The organism is Anoxybacillus kestanbolensis (genome assembly GCF_001996285.1).
In the GTDB taxonomy this organism is placed as follows: domain Bacteria; phylum Bacillota; class Bacilli; order Bacillales; family Anoxybacillaceae; genus Anoxybacillus; species Anoxybacillus kestanbolensis_A.
This window is the reverse complement of sequence record NZ_MQAD01000005.1, coordinates 644,737-667,574: the sequence shown is the minus strand read 5'-3', so window position 1 is coordinate 667,574 and position 22,838 is coordinate 644,737. Positions and strand designations below refer to the sequence as shown.

At 41.3% G+C, this 22,838-nt stretch carries 28 protein-coding genes and 1 pseudogene; 26 read left to right on the top strand and 3 right to left on the bottom strand.

Going from position 1 to position 22,838, the window contains the following annotated elements; translation table 11 throughout:
• Positions 1 to 98 precede the first annotated feature (98 nt).
• The 5 genes and pseudogenes from BO219_RS05800 (at position 99) to BO219_RS05780 (ending at position 6,229) form a co-directional block, all read left to right on the top strand.
• Positions 99 to 935, top strand: coding sequence for a lipoate--protein ligase family protein (locus BO219_RS05800; RefSeq protein WP_006317987.1), 837 nt, complete (start codon positions 99 to 101; stop codon positions 933 to 935).
• A gap of 161 nt (positions 936 to 1,096) precedes the next feature.
• Positions 1,097 to 3,658: a vitamin B12-dependent ribonucleotide reductase gene (locus BO219_RS05795; protein ID WP_077428746.1), complete on the top strand. Its 2,562-nt coding sequence runs from the start codon at positions 1,097 to 1,099 to the stop codon at positions 3,656 to 3,658.
• 108 nt (positions 3,659 to 3,766) lie between these two features.
• Positions 3,767 to 4,778, top strand: a pseudogene (gene splB, locus BO219_RS05790) (spore photoproduct lyase).
• A 69-nt stretch (positions 4,779 to 4,847) separates the two neighbouring features.
• Complete coding sequence (gene mntR / locus BO219_RS05785; protein ID WP_009373920.1) at positions 4,848 to 5,276, top strand: transcriptional regulator MntR; 429 nt, start codon at positions 4,848 to 4,850, stop codon at positions 5,274 to 5,276.
• Between the two features lie 74 nt (positions 5,277 to 5,350).
• Positions 5,351 to 6,229, top strand: coding sequence for a patatin-like phospholipase family protein (locus BO219_RS05780; RefSeq protein WP_077428745.1), 879 nt, complete (start codon positions 5,351 to 5,353; stop codon positions 6,227 to 6,229).
• Between the two features lie 15 nt (positions 6,230 to 6,244).
• Here the strand turns inward: BO219_RS05780 and BO219_RS05775 are convergent, their stop codons facing one another.
• Together BO219_RS05775 and BO219_RS05770 are read right to left on the bottom strand one after the other, a co-directional pair.
• Positions 6,245 to 6,586, bottom strand: coding sequence for an SA1362 family protein (locus BO219_RS05775; protein ID WP_077428744.1), 342 nt, complete (start codon positions 6,584 to 6,586; stop codon positions 6,245 to 6,247).
• A 20-nt stretch (positions 6,587 to 6,606) separates the two neighbouring features.
• Positions 6,607 to 7,536 (bottom strand): DUF1385 domain-containing protein, encoded by a 930-nt coding sequence (locus BO219_RS05770; RefSeq protein ID WP_077428743.1) that lies wholly within the window; start codon positions 7,534 to 7,536, stop codon positions 6,607 to 6,609.
• 115 nt (positions 7,537 to 7,651) lie between these two features.
• Between BO219_RS05770 and BO219_RS05765 the strand changes: the two genes are divergently transcribed.
• The 4 genes from BO219_RS05765 to efp are packed head-to-tail and all read left to right on the top strand — an operon-like array spanning position 7,652 to position 10,340.
• On the top strand, positions 7,652 to 8,215 hold the full coding sequence (locus BO219_RS05765) for a YqhR family membrane protein (RefSeq protein WP_077428742.1): 564 nt from the start codon (positions 7,652 to 7,654) through the stop codon (positions 8,213 to 8,215).
• 38 nt (positions 8,216 to 8,253) lie between these two features.
• A complete protein-coding gene (gene aroQ / locus BO219_RS05760; RefSeq protein WP_004889580.1) occupies positions 8,254 to 8,700 on the top strand; it encodes a type II 3-dehydroquinate dehydratase in 447 nt (148 codons plus the stop codon).
• A gap of 2 nt (positions 8,701 to 8,702) precedes the next feature.
• Complete coding sequence (locus tag BO219_RS05755) at positions 8,703 to 9,764, top strand: M24 family metallopeptidase (RefSeq protein ID WP_077428741.1); 1,062 nt, start codon at positions 8,703 to 8,705, stop codon at positions 9,762 to 9,764.
• 18 nt (positions 9,765 to 9,782) lie between these two features.
• A complete protein-coding gene (gene efp, locus BO219_RS05750) occupies positions 9,783 to 10,340 on the top strand; it encodes an elongation factor P (protein WP_003394108.1) in 558 nt (185 codons plus the stop codon).
• A gap of 42 nt (positions 10,341 to 10,382) precedes the next feature.
• Here the strand turns inward: efp and BO219_RS05745 are convergent, their stop codons facing one another.
• Positions 10,383 to 10,898, bottom strand: a complete 516-nt coding sequence (locus BO219_RS05745) for a GNAT family N-acetyltransferase (protein ID WP_077428740.1) — start codon at positions 10,896 to 10,898, stop codon at positions 10,383 to 10,385.
• A gap of 217 nt (positions 10,899 to 11,115) precedes the next feature.
• Between BO219_RS05745 and BO219_RS05740 the strand changes: the two genes are divergently transcribed.
• From BO219_RS05740 to BO219_RS05660, 17 genes are all read left to right on the top strand, one after another.
• Positions 11,116 to 11,388, top strand: a complete 273-nt coding sequence (locus BO219_RS05740; protein ID WP_004889585.1) for a YqhV family protein — start codon at positions 11,116 to 11,118, stop codon at positions 11,386 to 11,388.
• A 12-nt stretch (positions 11,389 to 11,400) separates the two neighbouring features.
• Positions 11,401 to 12,324 (top strand): stage III sporulation protein AA, encoded by a 924-nt coding sequence (gene spoIIIAA / locus BO219_RS05735; protein ID WP_077428739.1) that lies wholly within the window; start codon positions 11,401 to 11,403, stop codon positions 12,322 to 12,324.
• The gene (gene spoIIIAB, locus BO219_RS05730) at positions 12,325 to 12,837 is read left to right on the top strand and encodes a stage III sporulation protein SpoIIIAB (protein WP_077428738.1); all 513 of its coding nucleotides are present in this window, start codon (positions 12,325 to 12,327) and stop codon (positions 12,835 to 12,837) included. It abuts the gene before it with no gap.
• Between the two features lie 15 nt (positions 12,838 to 12,852).
• Positions 12,853 to 13,059 carry a stage III sporulation protein AC gene (spoIIIAC, locus tag BO219_RS05725; RefSeq protein WP_003394116.1) on the top strand — a complete coding sequence of 69 codons (207 nt, stop codon included), beginning with the start codon at positions 12,853 to 12,855 and terminating at the stop codon, positions 13,057 to 13,059.
• A 6-nt stretch (positions 13,060 to 13,065) separates the two neighbouring features.
• The gene (gene spoIIIAD / locus BO219_RS05720; protein WP_171335196.1) at positions 13,066 to 13,467 is read left to right on the top strand and encodes a stage III sporulation protein AD; all 402 of its coding nucleotides are present in this window, start codon (positions 13,066 to 13,068) and stop codon (positions 13,465 to 13,467) included.
• A 4-nt stretch (positions 13,468 to 13,471) separates the two neighbouring features.
• Positions 13,472 to 14,632 carry a stage III sporulation protein AE gene (spoIIIAE, locus tag BO219_RS05715; protein ID WP_077428737.1) on the top strand — a complete coding sequence of 387 codons (1,161 nt, stop codon included), beginning with the start codon at positions 13,472 to 13,474 and terminating at the stop codon, positions 14,630 to 14,632.
• A gap of 7 nt (positions 14,633 to 14,639) precedes the next feature.
• Positions 14,640 to 15,218, top strand: coding sequence for a stage III sporulation protein AF (gene spoIIIAF, locus BO219_RS05710; RefSeq protein WP_077428736.1), 579 nt, complete (start codon positions 14,640 to 14,642; stop codon positions 15,216 to 15,218).
• A 6-nt stretch (positions 15,219 to 15,224) separates the two neighbouring features.
• Positions 15,225 to 15,791, top strand: coding sequence for a stage III sporulation protein AG (spoIIIAG, locus tag BO219_RS05705; protein WP_006318011.1), 567 nt, complete (start codon positions 15,225 to 15,227; stop codon positions 15,789 to 15,791).
• Positions 15,792 to 15,803: 12 nt separating this feature from the next.
• Positions 15,804 to 16,367 carry a SpoIIIAH-like family protein gene (locus BO219_RS05700; RefSeq protein ID WP_004889595.1) on the top strand — a complete coding sequence of 188 codons (564 nt, stop codon included), beginning with the start codon at positions 15,804 to 15,806 and terminating at the stop codon, positions 16,365 to 16,367.
• A gap of 190 nt (positions 16,368 to 16,557) precedes the next feature.
• Positions 16,558 to 17,058, top strand: coding sequence for an acetyl-CoA carboxylase biotin carboxyl carrier protein (gene accB, locus BO219_RS05695; protein WP_077428735.1), 501 nt, complete (start codon positions 16,558 to 16,560; stop codon positions 17,056 to 17,058).
• 13 nt (positions 17,059 to 17,071) lie between these two features.
• On the top strand, positions 17,072 to 18,424 hold the full coding sequence (gene accC / locus BO219_RS05690; RefSeq protein WP_006318014.1) for an acetyl-CoA carboxylase biotin carboxylase subunit: 1,353 nt from the start codon (positions 17,072 to 17,074) through the stop codon (positions 18,422 to 18,424).
• A 21-nt stretch (positions 18,425 to 18,445) separates the two neighbouring features.
• On the top strand, positions 18,446 to 18,841 hold the full coding sequence (locus tag BO219_RS05685) for an Asp23/Gls24 family envelope stress response protein (RefSeq protein ID WP_077428734.1): 396 nt from the start codon (positions 18,446 to 18,448) through the stop codon (positions 18,839 to 18,841).
• Between the two features lie 121 nt (positions 18,842 to 18,962).
• A complete protein-coding gene (gene nusB / locus BO219_RS05680; RefSeq protein WP_004889599.1) occupies positions 18,963 to 19,349 on the top strand; it encodes a transcription antitermination factor NusB in 387 nt (128 codons plus the stop codon).
• A 23-nt stretch (positions 19,350 to 19,372) separates the two neighbouring features.
• The gene (gene folD, locus BO219_RS05675; RefSeq protein WP_077428733.1) at positions 19,373 to 20,224 is read left to right on the top strand and encodes a bifunctional methylenetetrahydrofolate dehydrogenase/methenyltetrahydrofolate cyclohydrolase FolD; all 852 of its coding nucleotides are present in this window, start codon (positions 19,373 to 19,375) and stop codon (positions 20,222 to 20,224) included.
• Positions 20,225 to 20,247: 23 nt separating this feature from the next.
• Complete coding sequence (gene xseA / locus BO219_RS05670) at positions 20,248 to 21,588, top strand: exodeoxyribonuclease VII large subunit (protein ID WP_198936661.1); 1,341 nt, start codon at positions 20,248 to 20,250, stop codon at positions 21,586 to 21,588.
• Positions 21,585 to 21,797 carry an exodeoxyribonuclease VII small subunit gene (locus BO219_RS05665; RefSeq protein WP_004889602.1) on the top strand — a complete coding sequence of 71 codons (213 nt, stop codon included), beginning with the start codon at positions 21,585 to 21,587 and terminating at the stop codon, positions 21,795 to 21,797. Before xseA ends, BO219_RS05665 begins: the two co-directional genes overlap by 4 nt.
• Before the next feature lie 2 nt (positions 21,798 to 21,799).
• Positions 21,800 to 22,672: a polyprenyl synthetase family protein gene (locus BO219_RS05660; protein WP_077428731.1), complete on the top strand. Its 873-nt coding sequence runs from the start codon at positions 21,800 to 21,802 to the stop codon at positions 22,670 to 22,672.
• Positions 22,673 to 22,838: the final 166 nt, after the last annotated feature.

Here is a 22,838-nt window from a genome sequence, read left to right as displayed (position 1 = left end):
TGTCTATTATATAAATGTTTTAGGCAAGAAGCAAAGCATTTTCCATTGACTTATTATGTTTGTTACACTATAAAATGATAGAGGAAAGGGTGGAGTAGATGGAAAAAGAAGTATGGCGTTTTATTGACTCAGGCAATTGTTCTCCAGCGTTTAATATGGCGCTTGATGAAGCGTTGTTAGAATGGCATAGCGAAGGAAAAATTCCGCCGACGATTCGGTTTTACGGTTGGAATCCACCGACGCTTTCGATTGGCTATTTTCAAAAAGTGGAAAAAGAAATTGATATGGAAGCGGTCAAAAAGTATGGTCTTGGTTTTGTTAGACGTCCAACCGGGGGACGCGGTGTGCTTCATGACCAAGAGTTGACGTATAGCGTTATCGTGTCTGAATCGCATCCAGCTATGCCACAAACGGTGACGGAAGCGTATCGTGTCATTTCACAAGGCATTTTAGAAGGATTTCGCTTTCTAGGGCTTGATGCGTATTTTGCGGTGCCAAAAACAGAAGAAGAAAAAGCAGATTTAAAAAATCCGCGCTCGGCTGTTTGTTTTGATGCACCGTCTTGGTATGAGCTCGTTGTCGAAGGAAGAAAAGTGGCAGGAAGCGCTCAAACGAGGCAAAAAGGAGTCATTTTACAACACGGATCGATTTTATTAGATTTAGACGAAGACATGCTCTTTAGTCTATTTAAGTATCCGAATGAAAGAGTGAAAGAACGATTAAGGCAAAACTTTAAAAACAAAGCAGTCGCCATTAATGAATTAACGGATCGAAACATTACGATCAATGAGGCAAAAGAAGCGTTTTTCAAAGGATTTGAAAAAGGGTTAAATGTTCAGCTTGAACGATATGAATTAACAGATGATGAGCTTTTCTACGTTCAGCAACTAGCGAAAAACAAATACGAAACAGATGAATGGAATTTTAAACGGTAAATTTTTCTCTTGACAAATAAAAAATGCTTGACTTAATTATCAATATGTAGTATGTGATTTTTAAAAAATCATACTATATATTGATTTTTTTATTGATTATTGTTGTCGATATATGGTAGTTTAATATAGTAAGATTATGTTGGTAGAGGAGAGGTAAAAAAATGACGGTTGCGTTTTCTGAAAAAATGACGGTGAATGTGGACAAGTTGAACGAAGATATTCGTCTCTTTCCACAAGTGCACCCGATTACCCCTGAGATGCACATTACATATAAGGGTGTGTCGCGTTTAGTGATGCTTGATCGCTATTCGTTTAAAGATACGGAAATGTTGACGTTAAGCGTTGGGGACTTTGTCGTTTTAACGGTAAAGGAAGATCCGAAGTTTCCAGCGCGTGGCCTTGGATTTATCGTTGAGTTGGACTGGGAAAATAAAAAAGCACACGTGCTCGTTGAAGAAGAGTATCGTCATGTGTTGGAAGGAGACGAAGCGAAAACAGGCGTTGTTGTTCGCTCGCTCGATGTCATTGAAAAGCCACTTGAAATTTTTTATGAGCAAATTGCAAAGCGGAACGCAACCGGGCTAGCCGCTGTTGAAAAAACAGAAGAAAAAAGAAAAGAGTGGTTTGAAAAGTTTTATGAACAGCTCGTCAGCCTGAATTTTGTTCCAGCTGGACGCGTACTGTACGGAGCAGGTTCTGGGACAGAAGTGACGTACTTTAACTGTTACGTCATGCCGTTTGTGAAAGACTCTCGCGAAGGCATTTCTGAACATCGAAAACAAGTGATGGAAATTATGAGCCGCGGTGGCGGTGTCGGAACGAACGGTTCGACCCTTCGTCCACGCAATACACTCGCGCGCGGAGTGAACGGAAAATCGTCCGGATCGGTGTCATGGCTAGACGACATTGCAAAACTAACCCATCTTGTCGAACAAGGTGGCTCGCGCCGTGGCGCTCAAATGATTATGCTAGCCGATTGGCACCCGGACATTATTGAATTTATTATTTCAAAAATGCAAAATCCGCGCATTTTGCGCTACTTGCTTGAAAATACAGAGGATGAAGGCATTCAAAAAGCAGCGAGAGAAAAATTAAAGTTTACGCCACTTACTGAACAAGAGCGCGCGATGTATCAAGGAATCGTCAACTATAAAAACATCCCAGGATACGGGGGTTTTAGCGAAAAAATTATTAAAGACGCGGAAGAAAAGTTGCGGACAGGCGGTACGTATAGCGTGCACAATCCGGACTTTTTAACAGGAGCGAACATTTCTGTTTGCTTAACGAAAGAGTTTATGCAGGCAGTAGAAAACGATGAAGAATACGAATTGCGCTTCCCAGATGTTGAAACGTATTCAGAAGAAGAAATGCGCATCTACAACGAAAAATGGCACGAAGTCGGCGATGTGCGCGAATGGGAGAAAATGGGCTATCGCGTTCGCGTCTATCGAAAAATTCGCGCGCGAGAGCTATGGAAGCTCATTAACATTTGCGCAACGTATTCTGCAGAACCAGGCATTTTCTTTATCGACAACGCCAACGACATGACGAATGCAAGAGCGTACGGACAAAAAGTAGTCGCAACAAATCCGTGTGGTGAACAACCACTCGCACCTTATTCTGTGTGCAATTTAGCTGCAATTAATTTGGCGAATATGGTGGATAAGGAGAAGAAAGTTGTCGATTATGAAAAATTAAAGCGGACGGTTGAAGTCGGTGTCCGTATGCAAGATAACGTTATTGATGCAACCCCATACTTCCTTGAGGAAAATAAAAAGCAAGCGCTTGGGGAGCGCCGCGTCGGTCTTGGCGTGATGGGCTTAGCTGATTTGCTCATTTATTGCGAGAAAGAGTACGGTTCGAAAGAAGGAAATCAGTTAGTTGACGAACTGTTTAAAACAATTGCGACAACGGCATACCGTGCGTCGATTGAGCTTGCGAAAGAAAAAGGAAGCTTTCCGTTTTTAGTTGGCGAAACGGAAGAAGAAACGATGAAATTGCGCGAAGCGTTTATTCACACCGGTTATATGAAAAAAATGCCGGACGATATTCGCCAAGATATTTTAAAATACGGCATTCGCAACTCGCATTTATTAACGGTTGCTCCGACTGGATCCACAGGGACAATGATCGGCGTGTCCACAGGACTTGAACCATATTTTTCCTTTTCTTATTATCGAAGCGGCCGTCTAGGCAAGTTTATTGAAGTGAAGGCGGATATCGTTCAAGAATATTTAGATAAACATCCAGAAGCGGATCCGAACAACTTGCCGCATTGGTTTGTAACCGCCATGGACTTATCGCCAGAAGCGCATGCCGATGTCCAGTGCATTATTCAACGTTGGGTGGATTCAAGTCTCTCGAAAACGGTAAATGCCCCGCGCGGCTATACGGTTGAGCAAGTACAAAAAGTGTACGAGCGGTTATGGCGAGGCGGCGCAAAAGGTGGAACAGTCTATGTCGACGGTAGCCGCGATGCGCAAGTATTAACATTAAAAGCGGAAGAACATGCGGTTGAAGAACAACTGGAGCTCCTTCCAGAAGAACCGAAAAAACGAGCTGTTGCGCTTGTTGAAACGATTCCAGATTTACGCGCAACGGACGTCACGATCGGTTCAGAAGTCGGCAACATTTGCCCGGTATGCCGTGAAGGAACGGTCGAAGAAATCGGTGGCTGCAACACGTGCACAAGTTGCGGAGCGCAATTAAAATGTGGTTTATAATGTAAAAAGGGACGGGAAAAACCCGTTCCTTATTTTATTATGAATAATAACAAAAATTGTATTTCATCACCTCATGACAATCAAACATACTAACATTGAGGTGATCGAATGAAATCATTTATTCCTCAGCTTGTTTATTTTGAGCCCGAAGCGCTTCATTATCCGCTCGGCAAAGAGTTATATGAAAAATTTAAACGTATGCATATTGACATACGCGAAACGACATCGCATAACCAAGTGCGTGGAATCCCAGGTGATACGGAACTCCAACAGTACCGAAACGCAAAATCTACGCTCGTTGTTGGTGTCAGACGTACATTAAAGTTTGATACATCTAAACCATCGGCAGAATATGCGATTCCGCTTGCGACAGGATGCATGGGGCATTGCCATTATTGTTATTTACAGACGACGCTTGGAAGCAAACCTTACATTCGTGTGTACGTCAATCTTGATGATATTTTTACCCAAGCGAAAAAATATATTGATGAACGCGCTCCAGAAATTACGCGTTTTGAGGCTGCTTGTACGTCTGATATTGTCGGCATCGACCATTTAACGCATGCGTTAAAAAAAGCGATTGAATTTATTGGTGAAACGGAATACGGACGGCTTCGCTTTGTTACAAAATATGAACATGTCGACCATTTGCTTGATGCAAAACATAACGGAAAAACACGCTTTCGTTTTAGCGTCAATTCACGGTATGTTATTGGGGACATCTTCGTTTGATGCACGGTTAGAGGCGGCACGAAAAGTGGCGCACGCCGGCTATCCGCTCGGCTTTATCGTCGCGCCAATTTACATGCATGACGGCTGGGAAGAAGGGTATTTTGAGCTATTTGAACGATTACATGCTAATTTGCGAGATGTTGACTTAACGAATTTAACGTTTGAATTAATACAACATCGCTTCACGAAACCAGCAAAAACAGTCATTCAAAAACGGTATCCGAAAACGAAGCTCGATCTAGATGAAACGAAGCGAAAATGTAAATGGGGACGATACGGAATTGGAAAATATGTGTATCAAGATGAAGAGGCGAACCAGCTGAATGCCACAATTCGCTCCTACATTGCACAATTTTTTCCCGAAGCAACGATTGAATATTTTACGTAAATAGTTGTCATGCTTGGTAAACATGTTATAATCATAATGATTACGGATGTTTGTTTAGGAGGGAAACGTATGCCAACACCAAGCATGGAAGATTATATTGAGCAAATTTATATATTGATTGAAGAAAAAGGATATGCCCGTGTATCAGATATTGCCGAGGCATTGTCCGTTCATCCCTCCTCTGTGACGAAAATGGTGCAAAAACTCGATAAAGACGAATATTTAGTATACGAAAAGTACCGTGGACTTGTCCTTACACCAAAGGGCAAAAAAATCGGCAAGCGGCTTGTGTATCGCCATGAGCTACTGGAACAATTTATGCGTCTCATTGGTGTAGATGAAGAAAATATTTATCGCGATGTTGAGGGAATTGAACATCATTTAAGTTGGAATGCGATTGATCGCATCGGTGACTTAGTACAATATTTTGAAGAAGATCGGTCACGTCTTGAAGCGCTTCGCAACATTCAAAAACAGAATGAGCAAGAACAGGCATAAACGCTTGTTCTTTTTTGTTTTTTTATGCTCAACTCTTCTCGTTGTTCATACATATATGGCGAGGAGGGAAGAGGATGGAGATTGACGGTGTATTTTCAGGCGGAGGGGTCAAAGGTTTTGCGCTCATTGGGGCATATGAGGCAATTGAAGAAAAAGGTTTTCGCTTTAAACGGCTTGCTGGTACGAGTGCAGGGGCACTCATCGCTTCATTTATTGCAGCGGGGTTTACAAGTAAAGAAATATTGAACATCATGGATGATCTCAATTTAATGGATTTTCTCGATGAGCGACGTACGATCATTCCGTATGCATGGTTAAAATGGCTCGTCCTTTATTGGAGAATGGGGCTATATAAAGGGGAAAAGCTCGAACAATGGATAGCTGAACAGCTTAACAAAAAAGGGGTGCGCACATTTGCAGATTTGCCGCACGAACGATTGCGCGTTGTTGCTTCCGATTTAACGAATGGAACGATGCTTATTTTGCCAGATGATTTACCGAAATACGGCATTGATCCGCTTCGGTTTTCAGTCGCAAAGGCAGTAAGAATGAGCGTTGGTATTCCTTATTTTTTTGAGCCTGTGAGGCTAAAGACGGATGAGGGAAGACATATCGTCGTTGATGGTGGCTTACTAAGCAATTTTCCGATTTTTTTATTTGATGAAGAACGGAAAAAGAGACCTGTTCTTGGTATCAAATTGAGTGCAAAACAGGCACAAAAAGCAAAAAAGCAAATTAATAACGCGATTGAGTTGTATGAAGCGTTGTTTCAAACGATGCGCGAGGCACACGATGAACGGTACATTTCACGCCGCCATGAAAAAAACATTGTTTTTCTTCCTGTCAAACATGTCGTTGCGACCGATTTCTCAGTGACGGACGAAGAAAAAAAGAAGCTTATTTCGTTTGGAAAGGAACGGACAGAACAATTTTTAAAAACATGGACGTATTAAAAGAAAAAAATCGGGTCAAAAAGAGGCCCGATTTTTTTTCTTTCCTTTTTTACCTTCAATGACTGTTAAATGAGTGACGTGCTTTTTCTTTAAAGCGGTTGGGCGCGTTTGTTTTTTCGACGTCGGCTTTGTTTTTTGATGGTGGAGCTTTTTCGATTGTTTTACCGCTTTTTGATATGAGTGATTAGAGCGCTGTCTTTGCATCCATTTATATATGCCGTAAAAGATAGCTACAACAAACACGATAAAAAATATTTGTTTCAACAACTGAATTGGATCGTTCCATAGTCGATAAGAAAACCCGAAAATAGCAAATACAATAAGCAACGTGATAAGCGGGAATGGGCGCCGACGCAATCGATCCACCTCCTTTATCATTACACCACTTCTTCTTGCTGTTTCGTCGCTTCTCCCTCTAACTCAAGCAACCGTTGAAATGATGCGATCGCTACTTCTACTTGATCATTAGTCGGTTCTTTCGTTGTTAATCGTTGTAACCATAAGCCAGGGTAGCCAAACCAGCGTAACATTGGAACATGTCGCACCGCGTTTGTAATTTGTAATACTTCAAACGATAGTCCTAATACAACAGGAATGAGCGCTAAGCGATTTAATACGCGCACCCAAAGCGGTTCGGTCGGGACGAACATGTAAACGAATACGCCGATGATGACAGTAAATAAAATGAAGCTGCTCCCGCAACGATAATGAAGACGAGACTGTTGTTGTACATGTTCAACCGTCAACGGCAATCCATTTTCGTAGGCATTAATTACTTTATGTTCAGCTCCATGATATTGAAACAGTCGTTTGACAAGAGGTGTGAGTGAAATAAAGTAAATATAGCCCAAAAGCAAAAGAAGTTTAAAAAAGCCTTCAACAAGTATTTGTGCCGTTTTCGAAGGGAAAATCGGTCTCGTTAATTCAGCTAAAAATACAGGAATAAGTGTGAAAATAAATTTTCCGAATAAAAACGATAATACCCCAATAAGCGCAACGCCTAAAATCATCGTCCATTTGGACGGAGCTTCAGCGTGCAATGCTTCATCCTCATTTGGATCAAGATCGTATCGTTCGCTCGAAAATTGCAAATGTTTCGAGCCGTTTGCGCTTGCCTGAATAATCGCAAAAATGCCGCGAAGAAACGGGATTTTCTTTAATGAAGCGAGCGTTTTATTTGTTTCGCGTGGAACGTGGAAATACTCAATCGTACCGTCTTTGCGACGAATGGCTGTGACAGAATGATGACGTCCAGCAAACATCACACCTTCAATGACCGCCTGCCCACCATATACGTTTTTGCTCATAAGAAGACACCAACCTATTTTCTTTTTTCTTATATTCTACAAGAAAACGATAAAAACCTCTAGGTCGATGTATCGTTTGTATTCGTATTGTTGCCAAAAATGAGAAACGATACACATGAGATGCAACATTTTGGACAAGATAAAAACGGAGGTGATTGCTGTGCAAACAAAAACGAAACAAGACGCACAACTAGAACAAAACAAAAGAGAAAAGCCAATGCCTGTTTTAGCAAAAGTTGCATTAATTGGTTTTATTGGAGGTGTGTTTTGGAGTTTCCTCGCATACTGTGCTTATTTTTTCCATTTTACAGAGGTAGCGCCAAATTTCATTTTGCAACCATGGGCAATCGGTGATTGGAAAAACGGAGCGCTCGGTCAGACGATTGCGATTTTGTTCATTGGGATTGCTTCTGTCGTTGCTGCGTTTGTATACTATGCTTTTTTAAAAAATCGCCAAGGTATTTGGCCAGGCGTCGCTTTCGGCATCGGGTTATGGGTGCTTGTTTTTTACGTATTAAATCCGATTTTTCCTCAATTAAAAGCTGTTCCACAACTTGAGCGAAATACGGTTGTTACGATGGTATGCTTTTACATTTTATATGGAATGTTTATCGGTTATTCCATTTCATTCGAAGTAGCAGAGATGAGGCGACAAAAACAGGCCGATGTGGTAAAATAACCATATGTATTTTCATCAGCAAAGGGGGGAGAGGGGGAATGGTTCGATTCCTCCTTTTAAACGGTCCGAACTTAAATCGTCTTGGTATGAGGGAGCCACACATTTATGGGCATACGACACTTGCACAACTAGAAAAACAGCTAACGGAATTTGCTAGTGAATATGAAGTAGAGTTAACGTGCTATCAAAGCAATTATGAAGGTGCGTTAATTGATCAAATTCATCGGGCGGAGTCGTTATATGACGGGATCATTTTCAATCCCGGAGCGTTTACGCATTACAGTTATGCCTTGCGTGATGCAATTGCAAGCATACAAACGCCAGTCATTGAAGTACATATTTCAAATATTCACGCAAGGGAGCCGTTTCGTCATCAATCTGTTCTTGCTCCTGTGACGGCCGGGCAAATTGTCGGTCTTGGCGTAAACGGATATCGATTGGCGATTTTAGCGTTGCTTGATATAGTTGAAGGGAAGGGGAAATAACGTTGGATAAATTACAAAAGCTTCGCGCACAATTTAATGAACATGGCATTGACGGATTTCTTATTACAAATGAATATAACCGTCGCTATATGACGAATTTTACAGGAACGGCAGGTGTTGTTTTAATTAGTGAAACAGACGCCGTATTTATTACAGATTTTCGCTACGTTGAACAAGCGACAAGACAAATTGAAGGATATGAAATTGTGCAACATACGCAGACGCTCATTGAAGAAGTGGCGAAACAAGTGGAGCGATTAGGTATTAAAAAACTCGGTTTTGAACAAGATGACATGTCGTATGCTACGTTTTCATCATATGCAAAAACAGTAAAAGCAACGCTTGTTCCTGTTTCCGGCGCGGTTGAAAAGTTACGCTTGATTAAGTCGGAAGCAGAGATTAAGATATTAAAGGAAGCAGCCGAGATTGCCGATGCCGCATTTCGCCATATTCTCGATTTTATTCGCCCAGGTGTGCGTGAAATAGATGTGGCAAATGAATTAGAGTTTTTTATGCGTAAACAAGGTGCGACAAGCTCGTCTTTTGACATGATTGTTGCTTCTGGTGTGCGTTCAGCATTGCCACATGGGGTGGCGACAGAGAAAGTCATCGAAAAAGGTGAGCTCGTCACGCTTGATTTTGGCGCATATTATAAAGGATATTGCTCTGATATTACGAGAACGGTTGCAGTTGGAGATGTAAGCGACGAGTTAAAGCGCATATATGATGTCGTGTTGCAAGCTCAGCTTCGTGGTGTTGAACATATTCGTCCAGGGATGACAGGACGAGAGGCAGATGCGCTCACACGTGATTACATTTCTGCTTGTGGATTTGGCGAATACTTTGGGCATTCTACTGGTCATGGTCTTGGCATGGAAGTGCATGAAATGCCGGCGCTTTCAATGCGTTCGGATACAGTACTACAGCCGGGAATGGTTGTGACGGTCGAACCAGGCATTTACATAGCGGGATTAGGCGGTGTTCGCATTGAAGATGACATCGTCATTACAGAAAACGGCAATGAGCGGCTCACTCTTTCACCAAAAGATCTCATTACTTTATAGACATAGGAGGAAATGAACATGATTTCAGTAAACGATTTTCGTACAGGCTTAACGATTGAAGTCGATGGTGACATTTGGCGCGTCATCGAATTCCAACATGTGAAACCAGGAAAAGGGGCGGCGTTCGTTCGCTCAAAACTTCGTAACTTGCGCACAGGTGCAATTCAAGAAAAAACGTTCCGCGCAGGTGAAAAAGTAAGCAAAGCACAAATCGACAACCGCAAAATGCAATATTTATACGCAAACGGCGATCAACATGTGTTCATGGATATGGAATCATATGAGCAAATTGAACTACCTGCGAAACAAATTGAACATGAATTAAAGTTTTTAAAAGAAAACATGGAAGTATTTATTATGATGTACCAAGGTGAAACGATCGGTGTTGAATTGCCAAACACCGTTGAGTTAAAAGTTGTTGAAACAGAGCCAGGTATTAAAGGTGATACAGCATCAGGTGGCTCTAAACCAGCAACGTTAGAGACAGGTCTTGTCGTTCAAGTACCGTTCTTCGTCAACGAAGGCGATGTATTAATTATTAACACAACAGACGGCACATACGTATCACGTGCGTAATGGAAAATTGTAAAAATTGAGAAATTCAGCTTGTTGGCTTTGTCAACAAGCTGAATTTTGTATATGGGATTTTTTAAGTTTTAGCACCATTTGAATTGTTTTTAACGTATGACCATTAAATTCCTCAACAAACTCTTTCACAACTTCAAAACCTTTAGCTTCATAAAAGGTCTTTCCGATTTGATTATCTTTTTCTACATTTACATAAATTTTATTTATACCGTCTATGTCTTGTATTCCTTTTTGCAACAAAGCTGAACCGATTCCTTTGCCTTGGTGTTCTGGATGAACATAAATAGCCCATAACTCCACATTTCCATCTTCTCTTACTGAAGAAAAGTTAGCAAACCCCACAATGTTGTTTTCTACTTCAGCTACAAAAAGAGTAGAGTATTGTAATCGTTGTTTCATGCGCTCGTCACTGTAAGCTGATTTTAAAAAATTTTCTTGCACATCCGAAGGGATAACACCCTCATATGTAGCATTCCAAGTTATTTTCGCTATATATTGAACTTGTTTTATATCTTCTCGTTTCATTTTGCGAATGACGTATGCCATCTTGATTATTCCCTTCATTTGTTATTTAGCATATCGCTTGATGCTTCACCATGAATCTTTCCAAATGGTTATGAGCAATCCCCTCTTTTTGTATAAAAATTGTATACATATCCTTCTCATCTGTAAACATCTTTCTCTATAAATTTTCCTCTCTATACTTCTGAATTGTCTCATTTCTGCATACGTTGTACTAGCACTGTTGTACAAGGAGGATGCGATGAAAACTGATGCAACGGTTTGGACGATGGCAGGGTTACGTTTTTTATCTGCAGCGATTGAGTTAAGCGCAGCGATCGTTATGTTGTCGTTCAACGACGTAAAAAAGGCGCTTGCGGTCAACACATTGCTTGCGGTTGTCGGTCCGACGATTTTTTTCGTTGTCATGATGATTGGGCTTGTGGCAGTAGCGAATGAGCTATCATTATTTAAGCTCGCATGGATCGGCGCTGGAGTTGTATGTATATTGATCGGTATTTATGTCGTGAAATGAGGGGGGAAGAGAATGCAAGCAGTGTTGAATATATTGCCTAAAACGCTTGTTGATGCCATTCAATCGTTTTCTATTTTTCCCCAGTCTACGATTGAAGAAATTCGCATTCGTATTCATCGGCCGCTGGAAGTCATTGCTGGTGGGAGGTCGTACATATGTCCGCATGTTGTACAAACGGAAGAAGGTGTCGAACTATTAAATAAACTAAGTCAATATTCTCTTTACACAATCGAGGAAGAGTTAAAAAAAGGCTACATCACCATTCAAGGTGGGCATCGCGTTGGTTTAGCCGGAAAAGTGATTGTAGAAGACGGAAAAGTAAAAGCGATTCGACATATTACGTCATTTAACATCCGAATGGCCCGTCAACAAATCGGCATAGCTGAGCCACTTCTTCCTTACTTATACGACGGACGATGGATGAATACGATCATCATTGGCGCACCGCAAACAGGAAAAACAACACTCCTTCGCGATATTGCACGCATCGTCAGTAGCGGAGTGACAGAGCAGCATATTGCTCCTCGAAAAGTTGGCATTGTCGATGAACGATCAGAAATTGCTGGGTGTGTCAAAGGCATTCCGCAATTTACATTCGGATGCCGCGTCGATGTGCTCGATGCATGCCCGAAGGCCGAAGGAATGATGATGATGATCCGTTCCATGAGCCCAGATGTTTTAATTGTTGACGAAATTGGAAGCGAAGCGGATTGTACGGCTATTTTAGAAGCGGTTCATGCAGGAGTTGGCTTATTTATGACAGCGCACGGTCGCCATCTGGACGATTTAATGAAGCGTCCATCGCTGCGTCCGATTATAGAACAAGCTGTATTTGAGCGCTTTGTTGAATTGACGAATATCGGACGTCCTGGGACGATTCAAGCCATTCGCGATTCAAGCGGTCGCGACGTATATCGAAAGATGAGTGTGATGTAAATGAAATGGATCGGAGCGGTATGCATTATATTAGCAACGACATGGTCCGGTTTTGAAGCATCGCGACTTTTACGAGAGCGTACAAAACAGTTGCGTCAGTTAAAAATGGCGTTACAGGCGCTTGAAGCAGAAATTATGTACGGGCATACACCGTTAATAGACGCCTCCCTTCGCTTATCCCAGCAACTATCGCGACCGTTATCATGGTTGTTTGAATCGTTTGCGCAAAAGTTGCAAAAAGGAACGATGAACGCTCGGCAAGCTTGGGAAGAAAGTTTGCACGAAGTATGGAAAATGACAGCTTTAAAAGAAGGAGAATTGGAAATTATGAAACAGTTTGGCGAGACGCTCGGACAATACGATCATGAAATCCAACAAAATTATATTCGTTTAACGATGGTTCATTTAGAGAGAGAAGAAGGAGATGCGATTGAACAACAACAACGCTACGAAAAAATGATGAAAAGTTTAGGCGTATTAACGGGCATTCTCATCGTGCTTTTACTCATATAGAGGAGGACATTCAAAATGGGTGTTGACGTCGATTTAATTTTCCGCATCGCTGGAGTAGGCATAGTCGTTGCGCTGTTGCATACGATTTTAGAAGGATTCGGAAAAAAGGAATATGCTCAATGGGTGACATTATTAGGTTTTATTTACATTTTGTTTTTAGTCATTTCGATCGTTCAAGATTTATTTCAAAAAATTAAATCGGTTTTTTTGTTTCAAAGTTAGGAGGGAATACCCATTGATATTTTACAAATTGTCGGGCTTGGATTAATTGCGACGTTTTTAGTAACGATTTTAAACGAACATAAATCGAACATTTCTCTTTTGTTGACCGTATTTGTCGGGACTGTTATTTTTTTATTTTTACTTGATCGCATTCAAGATATTTTTCGTATGGTTCAGACGTTAGCAAACGAAGCGCGCGTTCAAACCGTATACGTCGAGACGATTTTAAAAATTATCGGTATCGCTTACATTGCTGAATTTGGCGCACAAATTTCAAAAGATGCCGGACAAGGGGCGATTGCTGGGAAAATTGAACTTGGTGGAAAAATTTTAATTTTAGCGATGGCCATTCCGATTTTGACTGCTCTCATTGAAACGATTTTAAGTTTTCTTCCGATGAAGGGGTGATGACATGAGGCGCGCTCCAATTTTATTTTTCTTTCTCTTTTTTTTCTTGCCTTGTATTGTACAAGCATCACCAACGACGAATGAGCTAGTGAAACAACAAGCGGAACAAGCGGGCGTAGAGTCGATTAAACAATATTGGGACCATATTGTCCAACAGTATGGAGGATTGTTGCCAGAAAGTCAAAAAGGTTCTTTTTGGCAGTTTATAAATGGGGAGAAAGAGCTGTCGCTCAGCGAATGGTTGCGAGCGTTTATAAAGTTTTTATTGTATGAGCTTATGGCGAATGGAAAATTGCTAAGTATGCTTATTTTACTAACGATATTTAGCTTATTTTTACAATCGTTACAAAACGCATTTTCACATCACGCTGTGAGCAAAGTGGCGCATGCGGTTGTGTATATGGTGCTTATGATTATCGCATTAAATAGTTTTCATGTTGCGGTGACGTATGCAAAAGAAGCTATTCAGACGATGACAAGCTTTATGATTGCGCTTTTACCCATTTTACTGGCGCTTATGGCGTCATCGGGGGGAGTTGTATCTGTTGCCTTTTTCCATCCGATTGTGCTGTTTTTTATGAATATAACAGGGACGGTCGTTGAGCGTTTTTCATTGCCGCTTTTGTTTTTAGCGACAATTTTAAGCATTGTTAGCTTGTTGAGCGAACATTATAAAGTAACAAAACTAGCAAATTTGTTGCGCAACATTAGCGTCGGTTCACTCGGGATCATGTTGACGATTTTCTTCGGCGTGTTGTCTGTCAAAGGAGCGACAACCGCCATTGCCGATGGAATTGCGATACGGGCGGCTAAATTTGTCGCAGGAAACTTCATTCCCATTATTGGACGAATGTTCACTGATGCTGCTGACACCGTCGTCACTGCCTCCGTCTTATTAAAAAATACAGTTGGGTTGTTCGGAGTCGCTTTATTACTCTTAATTGCAGCGTTTCCAGCGCTCAAAATTTTAGTCATCGCGCTTATTTATCAACTAGCAGCTGCTATATTACAACCGATGGGAGGCGGCATCGTCATTTCCTGTTTAAGCATCATGGGCAAAAGCATTATGTATGTACTCGTTGCTTTGATGATTGTATCGCTTATGTTTTTTTTAAGCATGACCGTCATCATTGCAGCAGGAAATTTAACGATGATGGTTCGCTGAAAGGGGAATGGACGCTGTGGGACTCTTGACAGAATGGATTTCTCATCTCATTACATTTATTTTGCTAGCCGTTGTCATTGAACTGATTTTACCAAACGGTTCGTTTCAAAAGTATGTAAAAATGGTCGTCGGTCTATTGTTTATTTTCATTTTATTTTCTCCGCTTCTTCGTTTGTTTCACGGGAACGTAGATACGTGGTTTGCTTCAGTTCAGCGACAACAAAACGAAACGATTGAAAATGACATTGAAAGAAAGAAAAAAGAAATACAAGCCTCGCAACGTGCATATATTTTAGAACAAATGGCTGTCCAGCTAAAGAACACAGCGGCTGAGGAGTTGATGCGCACATATGGGTTAACGGTGACGGACGTTTCATTAACGATTGGGGAATCAGACCAAATCCCACCTCCGATTGAAGCAATTACGGTAGAGTTGGCAGAAGAAGCGACTTCTGTTGTCAAGCCCATTCGCATTCAATCATCACCATCAACAACGGAACAACATGACGACATTGCCCGCTTTTTAGCGCATATGTGGGAAGTGGATCCAGAGATGATTACGATTCATCTAGAAAGGAGGGAGTAGGGAGGGGTGAAACAATGGGTTGAAAAAAACGGATTGATCGTCATCCTTTTCGTTTTCGGCTTATCGTTTATGATTTTTGGCAACGTGTTCAACTTTTCTTCTTCCAAACAAGTTCAGCAAGAAGCAACTCAAGCTGTATTTCGCCAATCAGATGAAGAAAAAAAATTAAAGCAAATTGCCGACTATGAAGAACGATACGAACAACAACTAAAAGAAGCGCTTGAAGCGATTGTTGGCGTTGGTGAAGTAAAAGTGATCGTAAATGTCGATGCTACAGAACAAAATGTACTTGAAAAAAATGCAACCGTCCAAAAAAAACGAACGACGGAAGAAGATAAAGAAGGAGGAAAGCGTGAAATTCAAGATGAATCAACAGACGAAAAAATTGTGATCGTGCGCAAAGGAGACGAAGAAACACCTCTCGTTTTGCAAACGAAAAAACCGGAAATTCGTGGTGTGCTTGTTGTTGCGAAAGGAGCCGATCAAGTGCAAGTGAAAAAATGGATTGTCGAAGCAGTGACGCGAACGTTGAACGTTCCAAGCCATCGCGTTGCTGTTTTACCAAAAAAGTAAGGGGGAGAACATATGTTGAAAAAACAAACGGTTTGGTTGTTAACCATGTTTAGTTTAGTTGTCGTCTTATCGGTGTATTATGTAACAAGTCCTCAGCTTACAGAGCAAGTAGCGTTTGAACAAAAGGAAGAGGCAAACAATGAAAAAGGTTTAACACCGACGGATGAAGCGATGAAAGAAGAAGTCGCAAATGAGGAAGACGTGACTGTTGAACAAACGAATACAGGAAGCGACGATTTATTTACAGCGCTTCGACTCGAAATTGAGGATGAGCGAAGCAAGTTACGTCAAGAACTCAATGCCATTGTCGCTTCCAATAATGTATCTGCCGAAGAAAAAAGCAAGGCGATTGATCAGTTGCAACAACTATCGAACATTGCAGAAAAAGAAGCAGTGTTAGAAACGTTAATTAAATCGAAAGGATACGACGATGCCCTTGTTCGCGTTCACGAAAATCAAGTGCATATTACAGTAAAAGCAAAAGAACATTCAAAAAAAGCCGCGAATGAAATTATCCAACTCGTGCAAAGTGAACTTGGCCGCGTCCAAGACGTAGCTGTTCGTTTCCAAAAATAACCGGAAATCCGGTTATTTTTTTTCGGTTGAAAACGAAATTTATAATACTATATAATAATAATTGTTTTTATGACCAGATATAAATTTACTAACATTTTCTTATCATTTTATTGAATAATGGAAAAGGTGTGTCGTATCATGGTATTGTATAATCTTTTTCTACAAATGATGGGGTGAGGGGTGTAAGTCAATGTTGAAAATCCAAGAAATTCGCGAATTAATCCGATTAGTAAACGAGTCAAACATTGTCGAGTTTGTATATGAACACGACGGCTCAAAAATTAAAATGAAAAAAGCTGGAGCAACAGAACAAGTTGTTGTTGCCGCACCGAAAGTGGACGTGCCACAAACAGCTGTCGTTCAACAACAAACGCCGGTGACACCAGTTGTTGAAAAGGTGGAAGTGAAAGAAGAAGTGAAGCCTGAAAAACAAGTTGTTGCAACAGAAAACTTACATACGATTACGTCGCCGATGGTCGGTACGTTTTATGCAGCACCGTCACCAGATGCTGCGCCGTACGTAAAAGTTGGCGATAAAGTGAAAAAAGATACGATTGTATGTATTGTTGAAGCAATGAAATTGTTTAACGAAATCGAAGCAGAAGTCGATGGAGAAATTGTAGAAGTGCTTGTGAAAAACGGCCAGCTTGTTGAATATGGACAACCTTTATTCCTTGTGAAGCCTGAATAAAGGAGCGATCGAGATGATAAAAAAATTGTTAATCGCCAATCGTGGGGAAATTGCTGTTCGAATTATTCGGGCGTGCAAAGAACTTGGCATCGAGACGGTTGCTGTATTTTCTGAGGCGGATCGTGAAGCACTTCATGTTCAATTAGCAGACGAAGCATATTGTATCGGTCCAAAAACGTCTAAAGACAGCTATTTAAATTTCACAAACATCATGAGTGTGGCAACGTTAACCCAATGTGATGCCATTCACCCAGGATATGGTTTTTTAGCTGAAAATGCTGATTTTGCTGAGCTATGCCGTGAGTGTAACGTAACGTTTGTCGGACCAAGTCCGGAAGCGATTACAAAAATGGGAACGAAAGATGTTGCACGTGAGACGATGAGACAAGCTGGGGTTCCGATCGTTCCTGGTTCACAAGGAATTATTGAAAGCATTGACGAGGCAATTGCGCTAGCGAACGAAATCGGGTATCCTGTTATTATTAAGGCAACTGCAGGTGGCGGTGGAAAAGGCATTCGAGTCGCTCGAAATGAGCAAGAGCTCATTAAAGGAATTACGATCACACAACAAGAAGCAGCAACAGCGTTTGGAAATCCAGGGGTATATATTGAAAAATACATTGAAGATTTTCGTCATGTGGAAATTCAAGTGTTAGCCGATTCATATGGAAATGTGATTCATCTTGGTGAGCGCGATTGTACAATTCAACGTCGTTTACAAAAATTACTAGAAGAAACACCATCCCCTGTACTTGATGAAGAAATGCGTCAAAAAATGGGAGAAGCAGCTGTCAAAGCAGCGCAAGCCGTTCAATACACAGGAGCAGGAACAGTTGAATTTATTTACGACTATCGTAATCGCCAGTTTTATTTTATGGAGATGAACACGCGCATTCAAGTAGAACATCCTGTAACGGAAATGGTAACAGGTGTCGATTTAATTAAAGAGCAAATTCGCGTTGCCTCTGGTGAAAAATTAACGTTGAAACAAGAAGATGTGACGTTTAACGGTTGGTCCATCGAATGCCGTATTAACGCGGAAAACCCTGCGAAAAACTTTATGCCATCGGCTGGGAAAATTCAAATGTACTTGCCTCCAGGGGGATTTGGCGTGCGAGTGGATTCTGCTGCTTATCCAGGTTATACGATTCCGCCGTATTACGATTCGATGATTGCCAAACTGATCGTTCATGCACCGACGCGCGAAGAAGCGATCGCACGTATGAAACGCGCATTGAGTGAGTTTGTTATTGAAGGAGTTCATACAACGATTCCGTTTCATTTGAAATTGCTCGAGCATGAAAAGTTTGTCGAAGGAAACTTTAATACAAAGTTTTTAGAAACATACGATGTAATGAACTCTTAATGATAAAGGAGGGCATTTGTTATGTCTGAACACGTATTAGAAATGGAAAATGGCCATAACGGTCTAGGAAAAGTAGAAATTGCACCGGAAGTGATTGAAGTCATCGCCGGCATTGCGGCATCTGAAATTGAGGGTGTAGCACAAATGCGCGGCAACTTTGCTGCCGGTGTTGTAGAGCGATTAGGGAAAAAAAATCACGGTAAAGGTGTAAGAGTCGACTTAACAGACCGCGGCATTATCATTGATATTTATTGTGTCATGAACTTTGGTGTGTCCATTCCAACCGTCTCACAAAAAATTCAAGAAAACGTTCGTCAAGCATTGTTGACGATGACAGGGCTAGAGACAGCTGAAGTGAACGTTCATATTGTCGGCGTTCAATTCGAGTCATCGAAACCAGAATCGGAAGTCGAATAAAGAAGAGGGGGCAATCTCGTTTACGGGATCGCCCTTTTTCCATAGGTGAGTGTTTTCTTTCGTCGAAATATGTTATGATCATGATATAATTTTCGACAATATGATAGAAAGGGTTTTGGTCATGAAGCGGCATACAGCAAGAGAAAAAGCGTTACAAGCATTGTTTCAAATTGACGTAGGAGGCATTGAGCCACACGAAGCGGTTGCGAACGTCATTGAAGAAGAAACAGATCCGTTTATGGAGATGCTTGTTTTTGGCGTAGTTAAATACCAAAAAGAAATTGATGATTTATTGCGCCAACATTTAGAAAAATGGACGTTAGAGCGTGTCGCAAACGTCGATCGCTCGATTTTACGTATGGCTGTATTCGAAATGAAATATATGGATGATATCCCATTGAGTGTAAGTATGGATGAAGCTATTGAGTTAGCCAAAGTATTTGGCGATGAAAAATCAAGTCGCTTTATTAACGGCGTGCTTGCAAAAATAAAAGAAACATTGTCTTAAAAGAATAAGGGGGAGAAGGATTTATGGCAGCACAAATCATTAACGGTTTTGAATTAGCAAAAGAAAAGCGAGCGCAGTTAGCAAAAGAAGTCGAACAGTTAAAACGAGAAGGTATTGGGCCAGCGTTAGCTGTTATTCTTGTTGGAGATCATCCTGCTTCACAATCGTACGTAAAAGCGAAACAAAAGGCATGTGAAGAAATTGGAATTCGTTCTGTTTTGCTGACTTTTCCAAATGACATATCCGAATCGTTTTTGCTAGAGCAAATTGCTCGTCTAAACAAAGACCGCTCAATACACGGCATTTTAGTGCAATTGCCGTTGCCACCGCAAATTAATGAGCTACATGTGATTGAAGCGATTGCGCCCGAAAAAGATGTCGATGGTTTCCATCCGTTAAACGTCGGGCGAATGATGACGGGGCAACAAACGTTTTTGCCTTGTACACCGTATGGTATTTTGTATATGGTTCAATCTTTGCAAGTTGATATTGTAGGAAAACATGTCGTCGTCGTTGGGAGAAGTAATATCGTCGGCAAGCCGGTCGGTCAACTATTTTTGCGCGAACATGCGACAGTCACGTATTGCCATTCCCGAACAAACGATTTAGAAGCGATCACACGCCAAGCAGATATTTTAATTGTTGCGGTCGGCAAACCGAAGCTTATTACGTCTTCATATGTGAAAGAAGGAGCAATTGTAATCGACGTCGGTGTGAATCGACTAGAAAACGGAAAGTTATGTGGGGATGTCGATTTTGATGATGTAAAACAAATAGCAAGCTACATTACTCCTGTGCCAAAAGGTGTCGGACCGATGACGATTACGATGCTGTTGCACAACACGGTGCAAGCAGCGCGTGAACAACATAAATAAGCGAGGTTGTTTTTGTGACAGAGATGAGGTACGTAACGGTTGCAGCGTTAACGAAGTATATTAAGCGGAAATTTGAAGTCGATCCCCATTTGCAAGATTTATGGATTAAAGGTGAAATTTCCAACTTTACATATCATTCTCGTGGACATATGTACTTTACGTTAAAAGATGAACAAGCGCGCATTCAAGCCGTTATGTTCGCAGGGTATAATCGCCAGCTAACATTTAAACCAGAAAACGGAATGACTGTGCTTGTGCGCGGTGAAATTTCCGTATACGAGCCAAGCGGAACGTATCAAGTATACGTAAAAGAGATGCAACCGGATGGTGTCGGTGCGCTTTATTTAGCGTATGAGCAGTTAAAAAAGAAACTAGAGCAGGAAGGGCTATTTGCTAAAGAGCATAAAAAGCCGATTCCGAAATTCCCGCAACATATCGGTGTTGTAACATCGCCAACGGGGGCAGCGATTCGCGATATTTTAACGACGATTCGCCGCCGCTATCCGCTCGCAAAAGTGATCTTATTTCCGACGCTCGTTCAAGGGGAGCAAGCTCCGTTATCGATCATTCAATCGATTCAAAAAGCAAATGATATTGGATATATTGACGTGCTCATCGTCGGACGCGGTGGAGGTTCGATTGAAGAACTTTGGGCGTTTAACGAAGAAATCGTGGCGCGAGCGATTTTTGCCTCGCGCGTTCCGATTATTTCTGCCGTCGGACATGAAACAGACTATACAATCGCTGATTTTGTTGCGGATTTGCGTGCGCCGACGCCGACAGGGGCAGCGGAACTTGCTGTGCCGCATGTCGCAGATTTGCTTTCGCGTGTATCCGACCAACAAGCTCGTCTCATTCGAGCGACGAAAGAACGGTTAAATGCGGAACAAAAACGGCTTCAATCGTTGCGTTCATCGTATGCGTTTCGCTATCCGAAACGACTTTACGAACAAAAAGAGCAGCAGTTAGATATGCTTGTTGACCGATTGCAACGACAAATGAACGATATGTTAAAACAAAAAGAACATAAACTCCAACAGTTGCAACTGACATTGTTTGCACATCATCCACAATCGCGAATCGAAAAAGCGACTGATTGCATTCGTACGTTACAACAAACAATTGTTCGTAATATGAACGATGTGATCAAACAAAAAAAATGGTCGCTTGTAACAACGATGACGAAGCTCGATGCGCTCAGCCCATTAAAAATTATGGAGCGTGGCTACAGCCTTGCGTATGATGAGCAAGAAACGCTCATTAAGACAGTAAAACAATTGCAAACAGGGGATCGTGTTCATATCCGCTTTCAAGACGGGCGCGCACATTGTATTGTTTCAAATATTGAGGAGGAGAACGTATGACGTTTGAAGAAGCGATGAACAAACTTGAAGAAATTGTGCAAAAGTTAGAAGAAGGGGACGTTCCGCTTGAAGAAGCGATTCATTTTTTTCAAGAGGGCATGAAATTATCGAAGTTTTGTCACGACAAGCTACAACAAGTGGAAAAACAAATGGAATTTATTTTACGGGAAGATGGACAGCTTGAACCGTTTACAGTGCAGGAGGAATAAATGTGGAACGGTTATTGCGACAATATAAAGAGCAAATCGAACAGCAGCTACCGACGTATATTGAATCGTTGCAAGCACCTGAAACAATTAAAGAAGCGATGCTCTACTCGTTGCGAGCAGGAGGAAAACGGATTCGCCCTCTTTTGTTGCTCTCAACGTTACATGCGTTTCGTAAACCAATTGGCATCGGTATGTCTGTTGCCTGTGCGCTTGAAATGATTCATACGTATTCACTCATTCATGACGATTTGCCGAGCATGGATAACGATGATTTACGGCGGGGTAAACCGACAAATCATAAAGTGTTTGGTGAAGCGAATGCGATTTTAGCAGGCGACGCGTTACTGACATACGCTTTTCAAGTAGTTGCAGATGACAAAACCATTTCATCGGATGTAAAAGTTCGTCTTATTTCTGAATTAGCAAAAGCAGCTGGACCCGAAGGAATGGTTGGCGGACAAGTAGCCGACCTTGAAGGAGAAGGAAAAACAATTAGTTTGCAACAATTAGAATACATTCACCGCCATAAAACTGGAAAGTTGTTGCAATATAGCGTTCGAGCAGGTGCGATATTAGGTGAAGCAACAGAACAACAATTAACGTTGTTAACATTATTTGCCGATCATCTCGGTTTAGCGTTTCAAATTCGCGACGACATTTTAGACATTGAAGGAGACGAACAAAAGATCGGAAAAAAAGTAGGAAGCGATATTGAAAATGATAAATCGACATATCCTTCTCTTTTGACGCTTGATGGAGCAAAGAAAAAACTTTCCGATCATATGAAAGAAGCGCGCAAACTTCTTGATGAAGCAAAAATTGATGCATCGCTATTACATTATATTTGTGATATTGTCGAAACACGCGATCATTAATAGCGTTGAGGAAAGAAGCAACATGTGGTATAGTGGAAAAGAAATGTTAGCCGTTCACACGTTCGTGTAAGCGGCTCTTTTTTGCGTACAAACATGTTTATCTGTATAATTAAAATACATAAAATTGTATGATATCAGGTTTTAGCTTACATGAAAGAGAGTGATC